Origin of the sequence: Silvania confinis (assembly GCF_025564085.1) — a bacterium.
Lineage (GTDB): Bacteria > Pseudomonadota > Gammaproteobacteria > Enterobacterales > Enterobacteriaceae > Enterobacter > Enterobacter confinis.
In genome coordinates, this window is the sequence record NZ_JAMGZJ010000065.1 from 66,831 (window position 1) to 86,670 (window position 19,840).

General features: G+C 57.8%; 16 protein-coding genes. 3 read left to right on the forward strand and 13 right to left on the reverse strand.

Going from position 1 to position 19,840, the window contains the following annotated elements:
* Positions 1–121: 121 nt before the first annotated feature.
* Positions 122–1,417 carry a Gfo/Idh/MocA family protein gene (locus M8013_RS02980; protein ID WP_271266349.1) on the reverse strand — a complete coding sequence of 432 codons (1,296 nt, stop codon included), beginning with the start codon at positions 1,415–1,417 and terminating at the stop codon, positions 122–124.
* Positions 1,418–1,464: 47 nt separating this feature from the next.
* On the opposite strand from M8013_RS02980, the gene M8013_RS02985 reads away from it, so the two are divergent.
* The gene (locus tag M8013_RS02985; RefSeq protein ID WP_271266350.1) at positions 1,465–3,042 is read left to right on the forward strand and encodes a hypothetical protein; all 1,578 of its coding nucleotides are present in this window, start codon (positions 1,465–1,467) and stop codon (positions 3,040–3,042) included.
* A 208-nt stretch (positions 3,043–3,250) separates the two neighbouring features.
* Here the strand turns inward: M8013_RS02985 and actP are convergent, their stop codons facing one another.
* The 3 genes from actP to acs all read right to left on the reverse strand — a co-directional run bounded on the left by actP (position 3,251) and on the right by acs (position 7,308).
* Positions 3,251–4,900, reverse strand: a complete 1,650-nt coding sequence (gene actP, locus M8013_RS02990) for a cation/acetate symporter ActP (RefSeq protein ID WP_271266351.1) — start codon at positions 4,898–4,900, stop codon at positions 3,251–3,253.
* Positions 4,897–5,211, reverse strand: a complete 315-nt coding sequence (locus M8013_RS02995) for a DUF485 domain-containing protein (RefSeq protein ID WP_271266352.1) — start codon at positions 5,209–5,211, stop codon at positions 4,897–4,899. Before M8013_RS02995 ends, actP begins: the two co-directional genes overlap by 4 nt.
* A gap of 138 nt (positions 5,212–5,349) precedes the next feature.
* Positions 5,350–7,308 (reverse strand): acetate--CoA ligase, encoded by a 1,959-nt coding sequence (acs, locus tag M8013_RS03000; RefSeq protein WP_271266353.1) that lies wholly within the window; start codon positions 7,306–7,308, stop codon positions 5,350–5,352.
* Between the two features lie 419 nt (positions 7,309–7,727).
* Between acs and gltP the strand changes: the two genes are divergently transcribed.
* Positions 7,728–9,041, forward strand: a complete 1,314-nt coding sequence (gene gltP, locus M8013_RS03005) for a glutamate/aspartate:proton symporter GltP (protein WP_271266354.1) — start codon at positions 7,728–7,730, stop codon at positions 9,039–9,041.
* Positions 9,042–9,081: 40 nt separating this feature from the next.
* On the opposite strand, the gene M8013_RS03010 is transcribed toward gltP, so the two are convergent.
* The 3 genes from M8013_RS03010 to fdhF all read right to left on the reverse strand — a co-directional run bounded on the left by M8013_RS03010 (position 9,082) and on the right by fdhF (position 12,502).
* A complete protein-coding gene (locus M8013_RS03010) occupies positions 9,082–9,756 on the reverse strand; it encodes a tetratricopeptide repeat protein (RefSeq protein WP_271266355.1) in 675 nt (224 codons plus the stop codon).
* 116 nt (positions 9,757–9,872) lie between these two features.
* Entirely contained in the window at positions 9,873–10,025 is a 153-nt protein-coding gene (locus tag M8013_RS03015; RefSeq protein WP_271266356.1) for a Hok/Gef family protein, read from the reverse strand.
* A 329-nt stretch (positions 10,026–10,354) separates the two neighbouring features.
* Positions 10,355–12,502 carry a formate dehydrogenase subunit alpha gene (gene fdhF / locus M8013_RS03020; protein ID WP_271266357.1) on the reverse strand — a complete coding sequence of 716 codons (2,148 nt, stop codon included), beginning with the start codon at positions 12,500–12,502 and terminating at the stop codon, positions 10,355–10,357.
* Between the two features lie 262 nt (positions 12,503–12,764).
* On the opposite strand from fdhF, the gene M8013_RS03025 reads away from it, so the two are divergent.
* Positions 12,765–13,496: a response regulator gene (locus M8013_RS03025; protein ID WP_271266358.1), complete on the forward strand. Its 732-nt coding sequence runs from the start codon at positions 12,765–12,767 to the stop codon at positions 13,494–13,496.
* On the opposite strand, the gene M8013_RS03030 is transcribed toward M8013_RS03025, so the two are convergent.
* From M8013_RS03030 to M8013_RS03055, 6 genes are all read right to left on the reverse strand, one after another.
* Complete coding sequence (locus tag M8013_RS03030; RefSeq protein WP_271266359.1) at positions 13,493–14,503, reverse strand: carbohydrate kinase family protein; 1,011 nt, start codon at positions 14,501–14,503, stop codon at positions 13,493–13,495. The two genes, M8013_RS03025 and M8013_RS03030, sit on opposite strands and share 4 nt — an antisense overlap.
* Positions 14,503–15,363, reverse strand: coding sequence for a ketose 1,6-bisphosphate aldolase (locus M8013_RS03035; protein ID WP_271266360.1), 861 nt, complete (start codon positions 15,361–15,363; stop codon positions 14,503–14,505). Before M8013_RS03035 ends, M8013_RS03030 begins: the two co-directional genes overlap by 1 nt.
* Before the next feature lie 9 nt (positions 15,364–15,372).
* Complete coding sequence (locus M8013_RS03040) at positions 15,373–16,059, reverse strand: D-lyxose/D-mannose isomerase (RefSeq protein WP_271266361.1); 687 nt, start codon at positions 16,057–16,059, stop codon at positions 15,373–15,375.
* A gap of 77 nt (positions 16,060–16,136) precedes the next feature.
* Positions 16,137–17,078, reverse strand: a complete 942-nt coding sequence (locus tag M8013_RS03045; protein ID WP_271266362.1) for an ABC transporter substrate-binding protein — start codon at positions 17,076–17,078, stop codon at positions 16,137–16,139.
* Between the two features lie 29 nt (positions 17,079–17,107).
* Positions 17,108–18,103 (reverse strand): ABC transporter permease subunit, encoded by a 996-nt coding sequence (locus M8013_RS03050; protein ID WP_271266363.1) that lies wholly within the window; start codon positions 18,101–18,103, stop codon positions 17,108–17,110.
* A complete protein-coding gene (locus M8013_RS03055; protein ID WP_271266364.1) occupies positions 18,100–19,620 on the reverse strand; it encodes a sugar ABC transporter ATP-binding protein in 1,521 nt (506 codons plus the stop codon). The genes M8013_RS03050 and M8013_RS03055 overlap by 4 nt, the downstream gene beginning before the upstream one ends.
* Positions 19,621–19,840: the final 220 nt, after the last annotated feature.

The following is a 19,840-nucleotide window of genomic DNA, read 5'->3' on the forward strand; positions in this document are numbered from 1 at the left end:
CTTGCCGCAACTTGAATGATTTTGTGTATAGGGGCATAAATTTTTATTATTAAACAGGTGAGTAACGGCTCAATACTGACCCGTGTCCGGCGCAGCCCTCTGCCGCGCCGGGATACGGTACTTAACGTTTCGTCAGACGCGAAACCAGCTCAAACTCCTTAAAATTCACCGGGCGCTGCTGCTGCATCGAAATGTTGCCCGCAATCCCGGTGAGGATCGACATCGCTCCCGCGCGATGATCGGCCGCCCGCTGCAGCGGATCGTTGCCGGGTGTGCCGAACAGGTCGTCCAGCATGGCGTTATCACCGCCGCCATGACCCCCTTCGCCGAGGCTAAACTCCGCTTTCCAGGGTTCGGCAAACATCGGGAAGACGGTGATATCGCAGGCTTCCAGGCTGCCCTCTTCAGCGCGTTTGCCCCCGGCGTTGACGTACGACTTCTCGACAATCTTCATCTCCAGACGGCCTTCGGTGCCGTTAAAGACCACGTTCAGCCCCTCCCACGGCAGGTAGGCATTGAGGGAGTAGGTGAGTTGCACCTGATTCTGGTATTTCACCAGCACCGACATGGTGTCTTCGATGGTGATCCCGTCGCTGAACACGCTCTGGTCGCGGAAGTAGTTATCTTCATGCTCGGCGTCCAGATACAGCGCTTTAAGCTGGGCGTTATCCGCCATATGCAGCGCAAACGGATCATCCTGCGCTGCGGCAAAGCCGTGGGCGCGCGGGTAGAACTGGGTCACGCCGCGTTTTTCGGCGTTCTCTTTGCCGTAGAACTGCAGGCTGCCTTCGGCGTATACGCGTTCCGGGTAGCTGCCGAGCCAGAAGTTCATCAGGTCGAAGTGGTGGGTGGATTTATGCACCAGCAGGCCGCCGCTGTTGCGTTTTTCACGGTGCCAGCGGCGGAAGTAGTCTGCGCCGTGCTCGGTATTCAGCAGCCACTCAAAGTGGACGGAGGTGACGTTGCCAATCGCGCCCTGCATCAGCAGTTCGCGCACTTTGCTGTGGTGCGGCGCGTAGCGGTAGTTGAAGGCTACGCGCACGGTGTGGCCGGTCTCTTCGATGGCATCGAGAATGCGCAGGGCGCGCTGTTCATCGATAGTCATCGGTTTTTCGGTGATCACATCACAGCCCGCATGCAGGGCGCGGATGATGTAGTCATCGTGGGTGCGGTCCATCGTGGTGACGATGACCGTGTCCGGGCGCGTTTCGCGGATCATCTCTTCAAACTGCGCCGCTTTCCAGGTTGAGACCGGCTCTGCGCCTTCATTTTTTAACAGCTGGTTGGCGTAATTCATTCGCGTCTGGTTGGTATCGCAAAATGCGACCATCGTGGCGTTATCACGCCAGCTGCCGCCAATAGCGGAAATATATAAACCCGCGCGCCCGCCCGTTCCGACCAATGCATATTTTTTCATGACATCCTCAATTAAGATATGGACTCAAATATCAGCAAGGCGACGCAATGAAACGTATTCCGCATCAACTGATGGAGCTGAACAGCACTTTTATCTGGCACTGGCCCTGGTTTATTCAGGGCGTTAAAAGCGCGAAACAGCATGGTTTCACTGGGATCATCCTGCACCAACAGGAACTGCTTTCTGTGCTTGCAACGCCCTCGCCGTTAAGTCAGAAACTTAACGTCGAGAACTTAATTCATCAGCAACATTACGCGTTGCAGTATTTAATACGCGTCGACCGTTATCTGGCAGACAATAATTTATCGTTCTGGCTGCAGGGTGAAGCCGCGCCGAATGACGATATTATTAAGCGTAAATTTCCCGAACTGACCTTCGAAGAAAAAAGCGCGCCGGATTTCTGGCAGCATTTCTATTCGGCAATATTGCATCCGCTATTACATTCGCTGCCGCATCTGAGCGGGCTTATTCTCAGCCTGACGACGCCAGACTTTCAGACCGCGCGCTGGCAGCAAAGCCTGCACGATGTCTGGAGCCTGCTGCGCGCCAAGGGCAAAAAGCTGGTGCTGCGCGACTATATCGATGACAGCTGGCCGCGACAGCAGCTGTCCAACATGCTGGCAACCCTGCCGAATGACGTTCGCGCCTCGATCAAAGCCACGGAGCTGGATTACCACCCGGGTTTTGCCAATCATCCCCACATCGCCACGCTGCCGGGGCACAAAAAGTGGATCGAGTACGATCTCTTCGGTACCGGCTACGGCTGGACCGCGCTGCCGTGCTATCTGGCCGATGAAATCAGCGGCCGCTTAAGCTGGGCGCTCAGCGCCGCAGAAAACGAAGTTGAAGCTGTGACCTCTCGAGTCAGCTGGCAGTGGTTGCCCGACAGCCGGGTGATGGACTCCGCCAACGCCATCAATCTGTTCGGCCTGACCGCCGCTAACCAGACTGCCGATTCGACGCTGCCCGCCCCCTTTGAGCGCTGGGTCGAGCATCATCAGCTTGGCTTTCGCTCGCTGCAGGACAAACATCAGCTCGACGCCATCCTGCGCGCCAGCTACGACTGGCTGTGTAAAACGCCCAACTTCCTCGGGCGACGGCTGCACTATCAAAGTCAGATCCCCGAGAGCGTGGCCCAGGCGCAGCTACTGCTGCATATGGACACCCGCAGCGCCAACTGGATGCACGCCTGGCAGCCGCTGATGCCCACTGACGATCCGACACTTGGCAAAGAGCAGCGCGAGCGGGTGGCGCTGGAAAAAGAGGCCGCCTGCTTCCTGGCGTCGCGTACGGTACAAAACCTGCGTGAGCTGATGCCGCGGATAACCTGCCCGGACGACACGCTGGAGATCCTGCTGGCCGCCTGGCGCAGCGCGGAAATCTACAGCCAGATGTTTTCCCATGTTGCGGCCGCGGTGACCGATATCCTGTGGCTCGACCATTACGGTGCTAACAGCCTGCCTGCGGACACGTTGCTGCAGCATCAGCAACGCCTGCTGCGCTACAGCGATACCCTCGAGCGCTGGCTGGTGAATCCGCCCGCCAGCGGGCCGCTGTTCCTGCCGCTGCTGCTGAGCCCGGAGCGCCTGCACCGTTTTGCCAGCAGCCTGAATGAGTTGCGATAACCTAAGCATAAAAACTACCGGCAGGGTTGTCTGTACGGGGGGCAGAGGTAAAGCTGGGGATTGCGGTGAAAACGGGGAAAGTGTGACGACCTTTGCGAAATGCAGATAAAGCTTGTGATACACATCGGCTTTTTTGCTTCCGGTGACGTGATTAACGTCACCAGAAGGGGGAAAAAATGTGATCCCCGACCAGCGGCCGGGGAGGGGATTAGTGCGCGTGACCTTTTTCGATACCCAGACCGGTTTGCGAACGGATGAACTGCGCACGGAATTTCTCGCGCTCCAGATTCCCTTCTGCTGAGTTGTCCGTCGCAGAGAAGAACCAGATCCCGATAAATGCCACCGCAATGGAGAACAGCGCCGGGTATTCATACGGGAAGATTGCCGTGGCATGACCGAGGATCTTCACCCAGATGGTCGGGCCAAGCACCATCAGGACCACCGCCGTCATCAGGCCCAGCCAGCCGCCCACCATCGCCCCACGAGTGGTCAGTTTTGACCAGTACATCGAGAGCAGGATGATCGGGAAGTTACAGCTGGCCGCAATCGAGAAGGCCAGACCCACCATAAAGGCGATATTCTGATTCTCGAACAGGATCCCCAGCAGGATCGCCACGACGCCCAACACCAGAACGGTAATTTTGGAGACGCGCAGCTCATCGCGCTCGCTGGCACCTTTACGGAACACGTTGGCGTACAGGTCATGGGAGACCGCAGAAGCACCCGCCAGCGTCAGACCGGCAACCACCGCCAGGATGGTGGCAAAGGCGACCGCCGAGATAAAGCCGAGGAACAGGTTGCCGCCTACCGCATCGGCCAGATGCACCGCTGCCATGTTATTGCCGCCAATCAGCGCGCCCGCTGCGTCTTTAAACGCCGGGTTCGCCCCCACCAGCATGATGGCACCAAAGCCGATGATAAAGGTCAGGATGTAGAAGTAACCCATAAAACCGGTGGCGTAGAAGACGCTTTTACGCGCTTCACGCGCATCTGACACGGTGAAGAAACGCATCAGGATATGCGGCAGACCGGCGGTACCAAACATCAGGCCGAGACCCAGAGACAAGGCCGATATCGGATCCTGCACCAGCCCACCCGGACTCATGATTGCCGCCCCTTTCGGGTGAACCGCCATCGCTTCGGCAAACAGGTTATTGAAGCTGAAACCGACGTGCTTCATTACCATAAAGGCCATAAAGCTCGCACCAAACAGCAGCAGAACCGCTTTGATGATCTGCACCCAGGTGGTGGCGAGCATGCCGCCGAACAGCACATACATCACCATCAGTACGCCGACCAGCACCACCGCGATGTGGTAGTTCAGGCCGAACAGCAGCTGGATAAGCTTACCGGCACCGACCATCTGGGCGATCAGATATAGCGCCACCACCACCAGCGAACCGCAGGCAGAGAGAACACGGATCGGCCCCTGCTTCAGGCGATAGGAGGCGACATCGGCAAAGGTAAATTTACCCAGGTTACGCAGACGCTCAGCGATCAGGAACAGAATGATCGGCCAGCCCACCAGGAAGCCCAGCGAGTAAATCAGCCCGTCATAGCCGGAGGTGTACACCAGCGCGGAGATCCCGAGGAACGACGCGGCAGACATATAATCGCCCGCAATCGCCAGCCCGTTCTGGAAGCCAGTGATATTGCCGCCCGCCGTGTAATAGTCATTACGCGAACGTACGCGTTTGGAGGCCCAGTAGGTGATCCCGAGGGTAAACACCACAAACACCAGGAACATCACGATCGCCTGCCAGTTAGTGGGCTGGCGCTGGACTTCCCCGGTCAGGGCATCCGCCGCGTTGGCGGCTAAGGGGAGTGTGGCGGCGAGCGCCGTCAGGACTCTCTTCATGATACTTTTACCTCACGCAGTACAGCCTGATTCAGACGGTCAAACTCGCCGTTCGCCCGCCAGATGTACACCCCGGTCAGGGCGAAGGAGATCAGAATCACACCCACGCCAATCGGGATCCCGCGAGTGACGCTGGTTCCGGCATGCAGCGGGGTACCCAGCCAGCCAGGCGCAAAGGCAATCAGTAAAATAAAGCTGATGTAAACAGCTAACATGATGATAGATAAAGTGAAGGCAAACCGTTGCCGCTTATCGACGAGCTCCCTGTAGTGCGCACTGTTCTCTATCTGCTGACAAATATTATCATTCATCACAGAGTCTCCGGGGTTTGTAGGGTAGTAGTTTTTATTATTCCCTCTCCCGGTGGGAGAGGGTTAGGGTGAGGGGGAAAGGTGCGGTTGAATGCCCTTACCCCGGCCCTCTCCCACAGGGAGAGGGAGAAAACCGGATTACGATGGCATGGCGATGGCCTGCTTCTCTTCGAGCAGTTTTTCCACTACGCCCGGATCGGCCAGGGTTGAGGTATCGCCTAAATTACTGGTATCGCCGGCGGCGATTTTGCGCAGGATACGACGCATGATCTTGCCTGAGCGGGTTTTTGGCAGTGAGTCGGTCCAGTGCAGCACGTCCGGGGTGGCAAGCGGGCCGATCTCTTTACGCACCCAGTTACGCACTTCGGTATACAGCTCCGGCGACGGTTCTTCGCCGTGGTTCAGGGTGACGTAGGCGTAAATCGCCTGGCCTTTAATGTTGTGCGGAATACCGACCACGGCCGCTTCGGCAATCTTCGGATGCGACACCAGCGCTGATTCGATTTCCGCCGTCCCCAGACGGTGACCAGAGACGTTCAGCACGTCATCCACGCGTCCGGTGATCCAGTAGTAACCGTCCTCGTCACGCCGCGCGCCGTCGCCGCTGAAGTACATGTTTTTAAAGGTGGAGAAGTAGGTCTGCTCGAAGCGGTCGTGATCGCCGAACAGGGTACGTGCCTGGCCCGGCCAGGAGTCGGCGATCACCAGGTTTCCTTCGGCTGCACCTTCCTGCGGCTTGCCTTCGTTATCCACCAGCGCAGGCTGGACGCCAAAGAACGGACGGGTCGCAGAACCGGCTTTCAGTGGGGTGGCGCCAGGCAGCGGGGTAATCATAAAGCCGCCGGTTTCGGTCTGCCACCAGGTATCGACCACCGGGCATTTCTCGTTGCCGATCTTCTTCCAGTACCACTCCCAGGCTTCCGGGTTAATCGGCTCGCCCACGGAACCGAGAATGCGCAGAGAAGAGCGGTCAGTGCCTTCGATCGCCTTGTCGCCCTCTGCCATCAGCGCGCGGATAGCAGTGGGTGCGGTGTAGAGAATATTGACCTGATGTTTATCCACCACCTGGCTCATTCGCGCCGGGGTTGGCCAGTTAGGCACGCCTTCGAACATCAAGGTCGTTGCGCCGCAGGCCAAAGGGCCGTACAGCAGGTAGCTGTGACCGGTGACCCAGCCCACGTCGGCGGTACACCAGTAAATATCGCCCTGATGGTAATCAAAGACATACTTAAAGGTGGTCGCGGCATACACCAGATAACCGCCGGTGGTATGCAGGACGCCTTTCGGCTTGCCGGTGGATCCCGAGGTATAAAGGATAAACAGCGGATCTTCCGCGTTCATCGCTTCCGGCTGGTGCTGGTCGCTGGCTTGCTCTATCAGGTCGCTCCACCACAGGTCGCGTCCCTCATGCCATTCCACGGCGTTGCCGGTACGTTTGAGTACAATCACACTGTTGACGCTGTTCACATTCGGATTTTTCAGCGCGTCATCGACATTTTTCTTCAGCGGCACCGCACGCCCGGCACGCACGCCTTCATCGGCGGTGATCACCAGTTTTGAGCTGGAGTCGATAATGCGTCCGGCAACGGCTTCCGGCGAGAAGCCACCGAAGATCACCGAATGCACGGCACCGATACGGGCACAGGCCAGCATCGCCACGGCGGCTTCCGGCACCATTGGCATATAAATGGCGACGACATCGCCTTTTTTGATGCCTTGCTCCAGCAGCACGTTGGCAAAGCGGCAGACGTCGCGGTGCAGTTCGCGGTAGGTAATTTTTTTGCTCTGGGTCGCGTCATCGCCTTCCCAGATGATGGCGGTCTGGTCGCCGCGCTCGGCGAGATGGCGATCCAGGCAGTTGGCGGCCAGGTTCAGGGTACCGTCTTCATACCATTTAATAGAGACGTTACCGGGTGCAAAAGAGGTGTTCTTGACCGTCTGATACGGGGTGATCCAGTCAAGGATTTTGCCCTGTTCGCCCCAGAAGGCGTCAGGGTTAGTAATGGATAGCTGATATTGCTCCTGGTATTGCTCCGGATTGATCAGGCAACGGTCCGCAATATTGGCGGGAATGTCGTGTTTGTGGACTTGGCTCATGGCTTTTGTTCTCCTTGTTGAATGTTAATAATATGTCGCATAAAAGTTAATTACAGAGGGCTGGTCAGCTTTGTTTACTATTTGGGCGGCAGATCACGGGAAAATTGTGGAGTTCAAAAAATAAGCAAATGATACTTTCAAGAAAAATAATTGCCTAAAACGATTATTTACATTTGTTGATAAAAAAGTTTTTTTATAACAAAAGGTTATTAAGCCAGACTAATAGAAATTAGCGTAATAACCTCATTTGTCAGTCAAATGCCTTGTTGTTAAAGGCTTGCGCAGCATGCCGTGCAAATGGTACTGATACGCCGCGTTAAAAAACCCATAAACGAACGCAACACAATTCATGCCCTTTCAGTATGTGTCGTCCTCCTCTTTTTACGAGTACGAACGCTTCATTGAGGAAGTCTCTTGTTATGAAAATTTTGAAAGTCAGCCTGGCCTGGCAAATTTTGCTGGCCCTTGTGCTGGGTATCTTGCTGGGTAGTTATCTGCATTATCACAGCGACAGCCGTGAATGGCTGGTGGTGAACATGCTGCAGCCTGCGGGTGATATCTTTATTCACCTGATTAAAATGATTGTTGTACCGATTGTGATTTCGACGCTGGTGGTCGGGATTGCAGGCGTGGGCGATGCGAAGCAGCTCGGGCGTATCGGCGCGAAAACCATCCTTTATTTCGAAGTGATCACTACGGTGGCGATCATTCTCGGCATCACGCTGGCGAACGTGTTCCAGCCGGGCTCGGGTATTGATATGTCGCAGCTGGCGACGGTGGATATTTCGAAATACCAAAGCACCACGGCGGATGTACAGAGCCACGCGCATGGCCTGATGGGCACCATCCTGTCGCTGGTACCGACCAATATCGTGGCGTCGATGGCGAAGGGCGAAATGCTGCCGATCATCTTCTTCTCGGTGCTGTTTGGTCTGGGGCTTTCCTCCCTGCCGGCGACGCATCGCGAACCGCTGGTGACTGTGTTCCGTTCTATCTCCGAAACCATGTTTAAAGTCACCCATATGGTGATGCGCTATGCGCCGGTTGGGGTGTTTGCGTTAATTGCTGTCACCGTGGCGAACTTCGGTTTTGCCTCCCTGTGGCCGCTGGCGAAGCTGGTGCTGCTGGTGCACTTCGCGATCCTGTTCTTTGCGCTGGTGGTGCTGGGACTGGTGGCGCGAATTTGTGGGCTGAGCATCTGGATTTTGATCCGCATCCTGAAGGACGAGCTGATTCTGGCGTACTCCACCGCCAGCTCTGAGAGCGTGCTGCCGCGTATTATTGAGAAGATGGAAGCCTACGGCGCTCCAGCGTCGATCACCAGCTTCGTGGTGCCGACCGGCTACTCGTTCAACCTTGATGGTTCGACGCTGTACCAGAGTATTGCCGCCATCTTTATTGCGCAGCTGTACGGAATCGATCTCTCTCTGTGGCAGGAAATCGTCCTCGTGCTGACTCTGATGGTCACCTCGAAGGGGATTGCCGGTGTTCCGGGCGTTTCGTTTGTGGTGCTGCTGGCCACGCTGGGTAGCGTAGGCATTCCGCTGGAAGGACTGGCGTTTATCGCCGGTGTAGACCGTATTCTCGACATGGCGCGTACGGCGCTGAACGTGGTCGGCAATGCGCTGGCGGTGCTGGTGATTGCCAAATGGGAACATCAGTTCGACAGCAAGAAAGCGCGGGCTTATGAACGTGAAATGCTGGGTCGCTTCGATAAGACGGCGGATCAGTAAGACAGAATCATCCTCTCCCCTTTGGGGAGAGGATGGGAAATTACTCCCCGCTTAACGCATCAAACTCTTCGCATCCGGTATCAAACCCTTCGCTACAGCTCAGATTTAACCAGTACAGCGCCTTCTGTTTATTGGGGGTGATAAACCCAACTTCCCCCTGCTGAAACACTTTGCCTGCCCAGTACTCGGCGTAACCCGTGCGCGAGAGGGTGGAACTGCGCTTAAACCAGACGGTGGCCTGGGCGTCATCCTGGGCGACTTCCACGCCGTTGGCGTAGATCAGCCCCAGCAGCAGCTGCGCATCCACCGCGGCGTCATCCTCGGTATTTTCTGCAGCCTTCTGCAGCAGGCTCAGCGCCTGCGGGTAGTCGGTTTTCCCGGCCTGGGTATTGACCAGTAGCCGCGCCAGCATCACCGCACCCGGTGCGCTGCCCGCTACCATCGCCTGCTGCGCCAGCCCTTTTGCCTGGGCCAGATCGCCATGCTTAAACTTGATTTGTGACAGCAGCGCCATGGCGTCGACGTCCCCGCCGGTGGCGGCTTTTTCGGCCCACTGTTCGGCCTGTTTATCGTCGCCGGAACTGTAATAGGTTTCGGCGAGGTAATACTGGGCGCGGCTGTCACCGGCCTGCGCCTGCGCCAGATACTGGCTGCCAATCTCCTCGGCAAATGCCCGGGAGGATAAAAGTAACAACAACAGATAAAGGTGTTTCATATGCTTTTTTCGTCTGGGTACATTGCGCGAGTATAAGCGCGGTACGAGCAGAAAAAAAAGGGTGCATTAAGACCCCAACCCCACTCAAGCCGGGCGGGTGACCCCGCCCACCGAAGCTAGCCTGCGGCGCAGGCTAATTTAGCCGCCACTTCATGCTGCTCACTCTTTATTGTGAGTTCGCATAACTTGCCGCGATTAATAAAGGTGAATAGCACTATGGTCAAACAGATAATTAATATTATTGCTGTCGCATATTTTAATGGCGTCATGCCTTTTACTCCTTGCAAATAAAAGAATAAGAGGCTATCGTCCCTCGTGTTGGGTTGTGAGGGAAGAGAGCCTCGGTTAATGGAAACATTATCCGGGGCTTTTCACTTTCTGTCCCTCGGTACTGCTTAAGACAGAAAGCCTTAAGCACCCGTCGTCAGTATTATCTCCATGAATCAGAAAGAGAAGGTGTAAATCGCTGTATGGCGAATTACATTATTCTGGAATTGCGCTCGCATAATAATATTCAGCAGGTTTAATTATTATTGAATGAATAAAAAGGGAGTGAATATATCACTCCCTTTTTATTCTTCGTTCCGTTAATGACGCATCAGCCCATGGCGGTTTCGCGTAAATGCTTTTTCAGTTGGGTATATTCCTCGAGGACATACTCTTCTGCCGCCCGCTGGTCGGCGATGGGCTCTACACGCACAGCACAATATTTATATTCCGGTGTTTTGGTTATCGGGCTTAAATTTTCTGTGACCAGTTCATTACAAGCCCCAATCCACCACTGGTAAGTCATGTACACCGCACCCATGTTGGGCCTGTCGCTGACCTGGGCCCGGGTGATGACCCGACCTTTGCGCGAATTGACCCACACCAGCGCCTCATCTTCAATGCCGAGGCGTGCGGCGTCGTCGGTGTTGATCTGCACGTAGCCCGGTTCATCAGCAAGCGCAGACAGGGCCGCACAGTTGCCGGTCATCGAGCGGCAGGAGTAGTGCCCCACCTCACGTACGGTAGAGAGCACCAGTGGATAGTCATCATCGAGCTTATCCATTGGCGCCATCCAGTCGCAGGTGAAGAATTGCGCCAGCCCGTTCGGGGTATCGAATTTTTCCTCGAACAGGAACGATGTACCCTGGTCGTCCGGGGATTCATCCCGGCACGGCCACTGGATATACCCCAGTTCACCCATTTTTTCGTAGGTTGCACCTGTAAAGCCCGGACACAGCTGGCGCAGTTCGTCCCAGATCTGCTGAGTATTGTCGTAATGCATCGGATAGCCCATCCGGGTGGCAATTTCACTGATGATTTGCCAGTCGGTTTTCAGATCCCACTGTGGCTCCACCGCTTTAAAGAAGCGCTGGAAGCCACGGTCTGCGGCCGTGTAAACCCCTTCATGCTCGCCCCATGAGGTAGACGGCAGGATAACGTCCGCCACGGCGGCGGTTTTGGTCATAAAGATGTCCTGCACAATCACCAGCTCCAGGGCATCAAAGGCGTTGCGTACTGCCGACAGTTCGGCGTCAGTTTGCAGCGGATCTTCCCCCATGATGTACGCCGCGCGCACCTCGCCATGCGCCACGCGATGCGGCAGCTCGCTGATGCGATACCCGGTATGCGCGGGCAGGCTCTCCACTCCCCAGGCGTTGGCGAATTTCTCGCGGTTTTCCGCATGCTTAACAAACTGATAGCCCGGGAAGGTATCCGGCAGGGCTCCCATGTCGCAGGCACCCTGCACGTTATTCTGCCCGCGTACCGGGTTGACCCCGACGTGGGCTTTGCCGAGATTGCCGGTCAGCATCGCGAGGCTGGTCAGCGAGCGCACGGTCTCCACCCCTTGCCAGAACTGGGTGACGCCCATGCCCCACAGCAGCGTCGCGGTTTTGGCCCCGGCGTACAGGCGCGCCGCCTGGCGGATCTGCTGCGCACTGACGCCGGTGACGGCTTCGACCGACTCCGGCGGGTAGCCTTCGACAATCTTACGGTAGTCCTCAAAGCCTTCGGTGCGGGCCGCGATAAACGCCGGGTCGTACAGCTGCTCGGCAATAATGACGTGTCCAATCGCATTCAACAGGGCGATGTTCGAGCCGTTGCGCAGGGCGATGTGCAGGTCGGCAATACGCGCGCTTTCTATCCGACGCGGATCGCAGACGATGATTTTGGCACCGTTGTGCTTCGCGCGCAGAATATGGTTCGCCACGATAGGGTGCGAATCCGCCGGGTTATAGCCGAAAATAAACACCAGATCGGTGTTATCAATCTCGTTGATGGCATTACTCATGGCGCCATTACCGACCGACTGGTGCAGACCTGCAACCGAGGGGCCGTGTCAGACGCGTGCGCAGCAGTCGACGTTATTGGTGCCAATCACCGCCCGGGCAAATTTTTGCATCAGGTAGTTGGTTTCGTTCCCGGTACCGCGCGAGGAGCCAGTGGTCTGGATCGCGTCCGGGCCGTACTGGTTCTTGATGTCGCTCAGGCGGCGGGCGACGTAGTCCAGCGCCTCGTCCCACGAAACCGACTCCAGCTTGCCGCCGCGCGTGCGGCGGATCATCGGGTTTTTCAGGCGCGGGGTGAGGATCTGGGTATCGTTGATAAAATCCCAACCGTAATAACCTTTCAGGCACAGTTTGCCCTGATTGGTTTTCCCGTTGGCAGCCTCTGCGCGCACGATTTTGCCGTTATCGACCACCAGGTTTATCTTGCAACCCGATGCGCAATAGGGGCAAACCGTGATGACGTTTTTCATCGCTCTCGCTCCGGTTATCTAGAATAGGCGGTTGATTTTATTATGCCGTCTTAATGCCACATTCCTGTTGTGGGATCTCCCTGACTTTACGGGCGAATCCTGGTCAATACCCTGACGAAAAGCAGGCAAGCGGCAAAATCGGTCGTGCATTCGCGGTTGGGATGTGACGGCGGTTGAAGATCCGTGAGGGAAATGCCGTTTTGGCTGGAGGCTGGCACAGAATGGGCCAGACTGATCGTTATCCCCTCAATGGAAACCGGCAATGAAACCCGCAATTCTGGTGGTTGATGACGACATCGCGGTCTGCGAGCTGTTACAGGATGTGCTCAACGAGCATGTCTTCACGGTTTACGTGTGCCATACCGGCCAGGATGCCCTGTGCCAGGCCGCGCAGGCACCGGAGATTGCGCTGGTGCTGCTGGATATGATGCTGCCGGACATCAACGGCCTGCAGGTGTTGCAGCAGTTGCAAAAGCAGCGCCCGGAGCTGCCGGTGGTGATGCTGACCGGGCTGGGCAGCGAGTCGGATGTGGTGGTCGGTCTCGAGATGGGAGCCGACGATTACATCGGCAAGCCTTTTAATCCCCGAGTGGTGGTGGCGCGGGTCAAAGCCGTGCTGCGGCGCACCGGCGCGCTGGCGGCCGAGCCCACTGTACCGCGAGCGGCGGGGTTGAGCTTTAACGGCTGGACGCTGGATACCGCCCGCTGTGAACTGGTGGATGCCCGGCGCAACGTGGTGCCGCTAACCCAGGGCGAGTACGGCCTGCTGCTGGCGCTCACGCAAAATGCCCGCCGGGTTCTGAGCCGCGAACAGCTGCTGGAGCTGACCCACAGCGAAAGCGCGGAGGTCTTTGATCGCACCATCGACGTGCTGATCATGCGCCTGCGGCGTAAAATCGAAATCAATCCCCATCAGCCGCTGCTGATTAAAACCATTCGCGGGCTGGGCTACGTCTTTGCCGCCGACGTGCAGCACGGCGATCGGGCAGCCTAAATCTCACGGTTTTCGTCGATAAACTGCTGCAGCTCCGGCAGCGTTTTTGCCCCGTCGATGGCGTTGGCGGCCAGCAGGCTGGCCCGGGCGCAGGCGTGTGCCATCTGGATGCTCTCCTCCAGCGACAGGGATTGATGGCAACCGTATAAGAACCCGGCGCAGAACGCATCGCCCGCCCCAACGCTGCCGATAATCTCCTGCGAAGACAGCCGCCACGACGGGATCCAGACACCCTGTTTCCCCGGCTCTTGACCCCAGGCCCCTTCCGGGCAGTGGATCACCAGCCGCGCGTTAACCCCCGCCGACAGCAGCAGCGATGCCGCATCAGCAATGTGGGCGATATCCGGTGCATCGCTGCTATCACGCATCGGCAGGCCGCTAAATTCGCCCGCCTCCAGCTCGTTAATCACCAGATAGTCGAGATGGCGCAGGGCAGGGAGCACCAGCGGCTGGTAGCGCGGATCGCCTTTGCGCGACACAAGGTCGAGCGAGGTCTGATACCCCAGCTCGCGCATCTGCGCCAGCAGTCGCGCGCTGCGGGTGCCGTACTCCTCGTCCGGCATATCCAGGCTGTCGAGCAGCAGCAAATAGCCCAGATGGAAGATTTTCATGTTGCTGTCGAGCCGGTCGAAGGCGGGCAGATCCAGCAGGCGGTTGGCGCCCGGCAGGTGGAAAAAGGTGCGCTGCCCGCTGGGATCGGTCATTACCTGCGACATCGAGGTGGGGGCGAAGGTGGTGCGCTGCACGCGCTGGCGATTGACGTGATACTGGTCGAGCATCGCCAGAATGTAATCCCCGTCATGGTCATCGCCCACCAGCCCGACGGCCTGCAGCGGGATGCCGACATGCATCTTTGCGATCGTCAGCAGGACGTTAAGTGGTGCGCCGCCGGTGGCGCGTTCGCTGTGGGTGATCTCCGCCAGCCAGCCGCGCTCCGGCCACTGGACGATCTGGTGGACATGATCCACCAGCATATTGCCCGCAGCGATAATCCCCCGGCGTTCCATTATGCGTACCCCGCGCTGCCGAAGGTGCGCATCTGAGTGGCGACGGTATCGGTGATCGCCTCTTCAATGCTTAACAGCAGCTCGGCAAATTCGTCATACAGCGGCTGCCGGTTGGCCATCCGCTGTTCCACCGACGCCAGCGCGGCCTGCGACATCCCGGTGTAAAAGTTAATTTTATGGATCCCCAGCTCGATGGCACGGCGGAAATCGGCATCGCTGATCCCCGACCCGCCGTGCAGCACCAGCGGCAGGCCAGTCTGCTGACGAATGGCGTCGAGGCGGGCGAAATCGAGTTTCGGCTCGCCCGTGTATTTACCGTGAGCATTGCCAATGGCCACCGCCAGCGCATCAATGCCGGTCTTGTCGACAAATTCGCGGGCCAGCTCAGGATTGGTGAAAAAGGCTTCATCGGCATGGCCGTATAACGCTCCACCTTCATCGCCGCCCACTGCGCCTAGTTCCGCCTCGACCGACACGCCCACCGCATGGCACATCTTCACCACTTCGCGGGTCTGGCGGATGTTCTCGTCGTAGCTCAGGGTTGAACCGTCGAACATCACCGAGCTGAACCCCAGGCGCAGCGCCCGCACCACCGCTTCAAAATGCAGGCCGTGATCGAGGTTGAGCACCACCGGAATGTCGTGCCGGGCGGCTTCGAATTTGACGGCCTCAACCAGTGAATCGAGGGAGACATACTTAAAATGCACTTCGGCAATGTTGATGATAAAAGGCGAGCTCTCCTGACGGGCGGCGGCAAACAGCGCCCGCAGGAAGTGAGAATCGAGGACGTTAAAGGCCCCCAGCGCATAGCGATGTTCGCGGGCGTGCGCCAGCCCTTCGGCGAGAGAGATAAGCGGCATGGAGACTCCTTATGGACGAAACAGGCTGTACTCGTTGCACAGCACCAGCACGGCCGGTTCGTCTTCTTCAATAGGGTTAAAGCGGGCGGTTGGCTGCAAAAAGTGGTTATCGTGCTCGTCGTCATTGACCGAGGAAACTTCCCCCACCAGCACGTCGCCAAAACCGCGTTCACCCCAGAATGTGTGATACAGACCGGGCGGCAGGCAGATGCTCTCCCCCGGCAGCAGGCGGATCTGGCTGCCCGCAATGTGGGTCTGGCGACAGCCGTCGAGGGTCACGGTGACGTCGCCCTCGATCTTCTCTTCGTGCGCCCCGGCGTTCCACAGCTCGACAATCAAATTGCCGCCGCCGCGATTGACGATGTCCTCACGCTTGCGCCAGTGAAAGTGCAGCGGCGTGACCTGCCCGTCGCGCACGTGCATGATCTTTTCGGCGTAGGTTTTTTCCCACGGCACGCCGTTGGGTGAGCCGTTGCGCAGGGTGAACAGGGTTAAACCCTCGGCGGTGAAATTCTCCCCGCCGAACGCGGTCACGTCCCAGCCGAGCTTGAGGTCGAACACTTCACGCCAGGCGTCAGGATCGAGCTGTTGCCAGCGGGTCGGGGGGAAGCTGGCAAAAGGAGGCAGATGCACGTCGTGCATGGAGAAAAACTGGCGCGTGTGGCCGAGGATTTCGTTAATTTCGGAGCGTTTCATCGTGACTCCTTGAATGATGTGCAAGATTTACCCCTCACCCTTTGGGAGAGGGTGAGGGGCTCAGACCGCACCGTGGCTTACTTCACCGTCCAGCCCTTATAAGTGCCGACGTTGCTCTTATCGATCATCGTCACCGGGATCAGCACCGGCTCTTTCGGCGCCGGTTTACCCTGCAGAATGCCGTAGCCAATCTCGACCGCTTTGGAGGCCATCACCTGAGGATCCTGCGCTGGGGTAGCGATAAACAGCGAGTTCTCACGCTTGAGGGCCTCTTCCGCATCCGGGGAGCCATCCACGCCGACGATAAAGAACTCGCTACGTTTGGCCTGTTTCGCCGCCAGATCGGCCCCGATCGCGGTCGGATCGTTAATCGCGAACACCCCGTCGATCTTCGGATTGGCGGCCAGCAGAGAGGTCATCACTTCCAGGCCGCCTTCACGGCTGCCTTTGGCGTTTTGATTATAGGACAGCACCTTGATATCCGGATGGCGCTTGAATTCGGTCTGGCACCCTTCCACCCGGTTTTGTACCGCAGAGACCGGTGGGCCGTTAATGATCACCACGTTGCCTTTGCCTTTCAGGCGATCGGTGATTAATTTACAGGCCACTTCACCTGCCTGAGTGTTGTCAGAGGTGATGGTCGCATCGGCCCCTTCGGCCGCCACGTCAACCGCGATCACCACGATCCCGGCGTCTTTCGCCCGCTTCACCGCCGGGCCGATCCCTTTTGAATCGGCGGCGTTAAGAATGATCATGTCGACCTTGGCGGCAATAAAGTTATCAATCTGCGCCACCTGCTGGCCGAGATCGTACCCGCTGGAGACCAGGGTGACTTTCACGTTATCACCCGCCAGTTTGCGGGCTTCCAGCTCGGCCCCTTTGGTGATCTGCACGAAGAACGGGTTCGCCAGATCGCCCACCGTCACGCCGATAGATTTCAGATCTTTGGCCTGCGCAAACGGTGCGGAGGCCAGCAGTGCGCCAGCACAGAGCGCGGTAACTAAAGGCTTTAAACGCATAGGGTAGTCCTCAAGGTAAGATGTTGTTGTTATGCACTTTGATGATGCCGGGTACGGTATTTGTCTATCAGCACTGCAATGATGATCACCGCCCCTTTGATCACCAGTTGCCAGAAGTAAGAGACCCCCATCAGCGTCATGCCGTTGTTGAGGGTGGCGATGATCAGCGCCCCGACCAGCGTGCCGGTGATCGTGCCGATCCCGCCGACAAAGCTGGTACCGCCGAGGATCACCGCCGCGATGGCGTCCAGCTCGTAGCCGGTGCCTAAATTGCCGTTGGCGCTGTACAGCCGCGAGGCGCTCATCACCCCGCCAAGACCCGACAGCAGCCCGCTCATGCCGTACACAAACAGCAGCACCAACCACACTTTGATGCCCGTCAGGCGTGCCGCCTGCATGTTGCCGCCCACTGCGTAGATATGGACCCCCAGCGTGGTACGACGCAGGATGAACCAGCAGATGGCGATCACCGCCAGCGCAATCACCACCAGCCACGGCACCGGCCCGAGGTAGTCATTGCCGATCCACTCAAAGCTGATGCTGGAGTTAATCACCGTGGTGCCGTCGGCCAGCAGGTATGCCGCGCCGCGCAGGGCGGTATAGGTGCCGAGCGTGACGATAAACGGTGGCAGTCCGGCAAAAGCTACCAGCGCCCCGTTGATGGTTCCCAGCGCCAGCCCGAGCATCAGCGCCGCCGGGACCGACAGCATCGACAGCTCCGGCATCAGTGACACCACCATGGCAGCCACCGCGGTGGTGCCCAGAATCGAGCCCACCGACAGATCGATCCCGCCGGTCAAAATAATGAAGGTCATCCCCGCCGCCAGCACGATGTTGATCGACGCCTGGCGGGTAATGTTCAGCAGGTTACTTTCGGTGAAGAAGTTGGGCGCGATAAAGCCAAATACTGCGACAATCAGGATCAAAATCGGCAGGATGCCGACCGTTTGCATCAGATCGCCCATCAGCATCTTTTTGGCGGAAGCGGATTTGGCTTCCTGCTGCGGATTAGTGGATTGCGTCATGGTGTTACCGCCTGGTGATGAGAGTCGTTAACGCCGGTTGCCAGCGTCATGATGTTTTCCTGGGAGATGTCGTTGCGGTGCAGTTCCCCGGCAATGCTGCCTTCGCGCATCACGTACACGCGATCGCTCATGCCGACCACTTCCGGCAGTTCGCTGGAGATCATCAGGATCGCCACCCCTTTGCGCGCCATCTGGTTCATGATCCTGTAGATCTCGCTTTTGGCTCCGACATCCACGCCGCGCGTTGGCTCATCGAGGATCAGGATGCGTGGGCCAATCGCCACCCAGCGCGAGATCAACAGTTTTTGCTGATTACCGCCGGAGAGCCCGCCCGCCCGCACCTGGGCATGGGGTACGCGGATATTCAGCAGGGCGATAGCATCGTCGGATATCGACTGCGCCTTCTTGCGATTCAGCATCCCCCAACTGGCGTCGCGCTCCAGCGTCGCCATGGTGATGTTGTCCTGCGCTGCCAGCTCCAGAAACAGCCCCTGCTCCTTGCGGTTCTCGGTTAAAAAGCCGATCCCATGGTCGATGGCGGCACGCGGGGAGTGGATCACCACCGGCTCGCCATCCACCTCAATCATGCCGCCGGTGGCTTTGCGCACACCAAAAATCAGCTGCGCCAGTTCAGAGCGTCCGGCCCCCACCAGCCCGGCCAGCCCGACGATTTCGCCCGAGCGTACCTGCAGACTGCACGGCTGCACTTTGCCCCCGTCCGTCAGGTGATGAACGTTAAGGCGCGGGCTGCCCAGCGGGATATCACGCTCTTTGTTAAACAGATCGCTCAGCGGCCGGCCGACCATCATGCGGACCAGTTCGGTGGCGTTAAGCTTGTCACGAAGCAGGCTGCCGACGTACTGGCCGTCGCGCAGCACGCTGACCCGGTCAGAGAGTTCGTACACTTCCGCCATGCGATGGCTGATATAGATGATGGCCATCCCTTCGTCACGCAGGCGCAAAATCAGCTCGAACAGGCGTTGCGTTTCGCGCGAAGAGAGGGCGGCGGTGGGTTCATCCATCACCAGAATGCGGCTGTTACGGTGCAGGGCACGGGCGATTTCCACCTGCTGCTGCTCGGCGATGGTCAGCTTCATCACCCGATCGGTGGCCTTGAAGTGCGCCCCCAACCGGTCGATCACTGCCTGCGCCTGGGCTGCCATGGTTTTGCGCTGCACCAGGCCTGCGCGCGACAGCTCGCTGCCGAGAAAGATGTTTTCCGCCACCGTGAGGTTCGGTGCCAGCTGCATCTCCTGGTAAATAAGGGTGATGCCTGCCGCGAGGGCATCTTTCGGCCCCTTGATATGGAACGGCTGGCCGTCAATCAGGATCTCGCCGCCGCTGGCGGTATAAGCACCAGCGAGGATTTTCATCAGCGTGCTTTTTCCTGCACCGTTTTCGCCCATCAGGGCATGGATCTCGCCGGGGAAGACCGTCAGATCCACACCCTTGAGCGCATGGAAGTTGCCAAAGGTTTTGGCAATATTGCGCATCTCTAAAACCGGGGTCCTGCTCATGGCGGATCTCCTGTGAAGGTCGATATCCGCACTTCATCACAGCCTGATAAATGCAAAATGTCAGAAGTCGTTCATATTTGTCATAGTTATGAATAGTTAATGTGGATCACAGTTCATGACCGTAATTACCCCTCACCCTAACCCTCTCCTACAGGAAGAGGGGACGATCTTGCGCCCTCTCCCTGTGGGATAGGACAGGGGTGAGGGCAGCCAACACGCA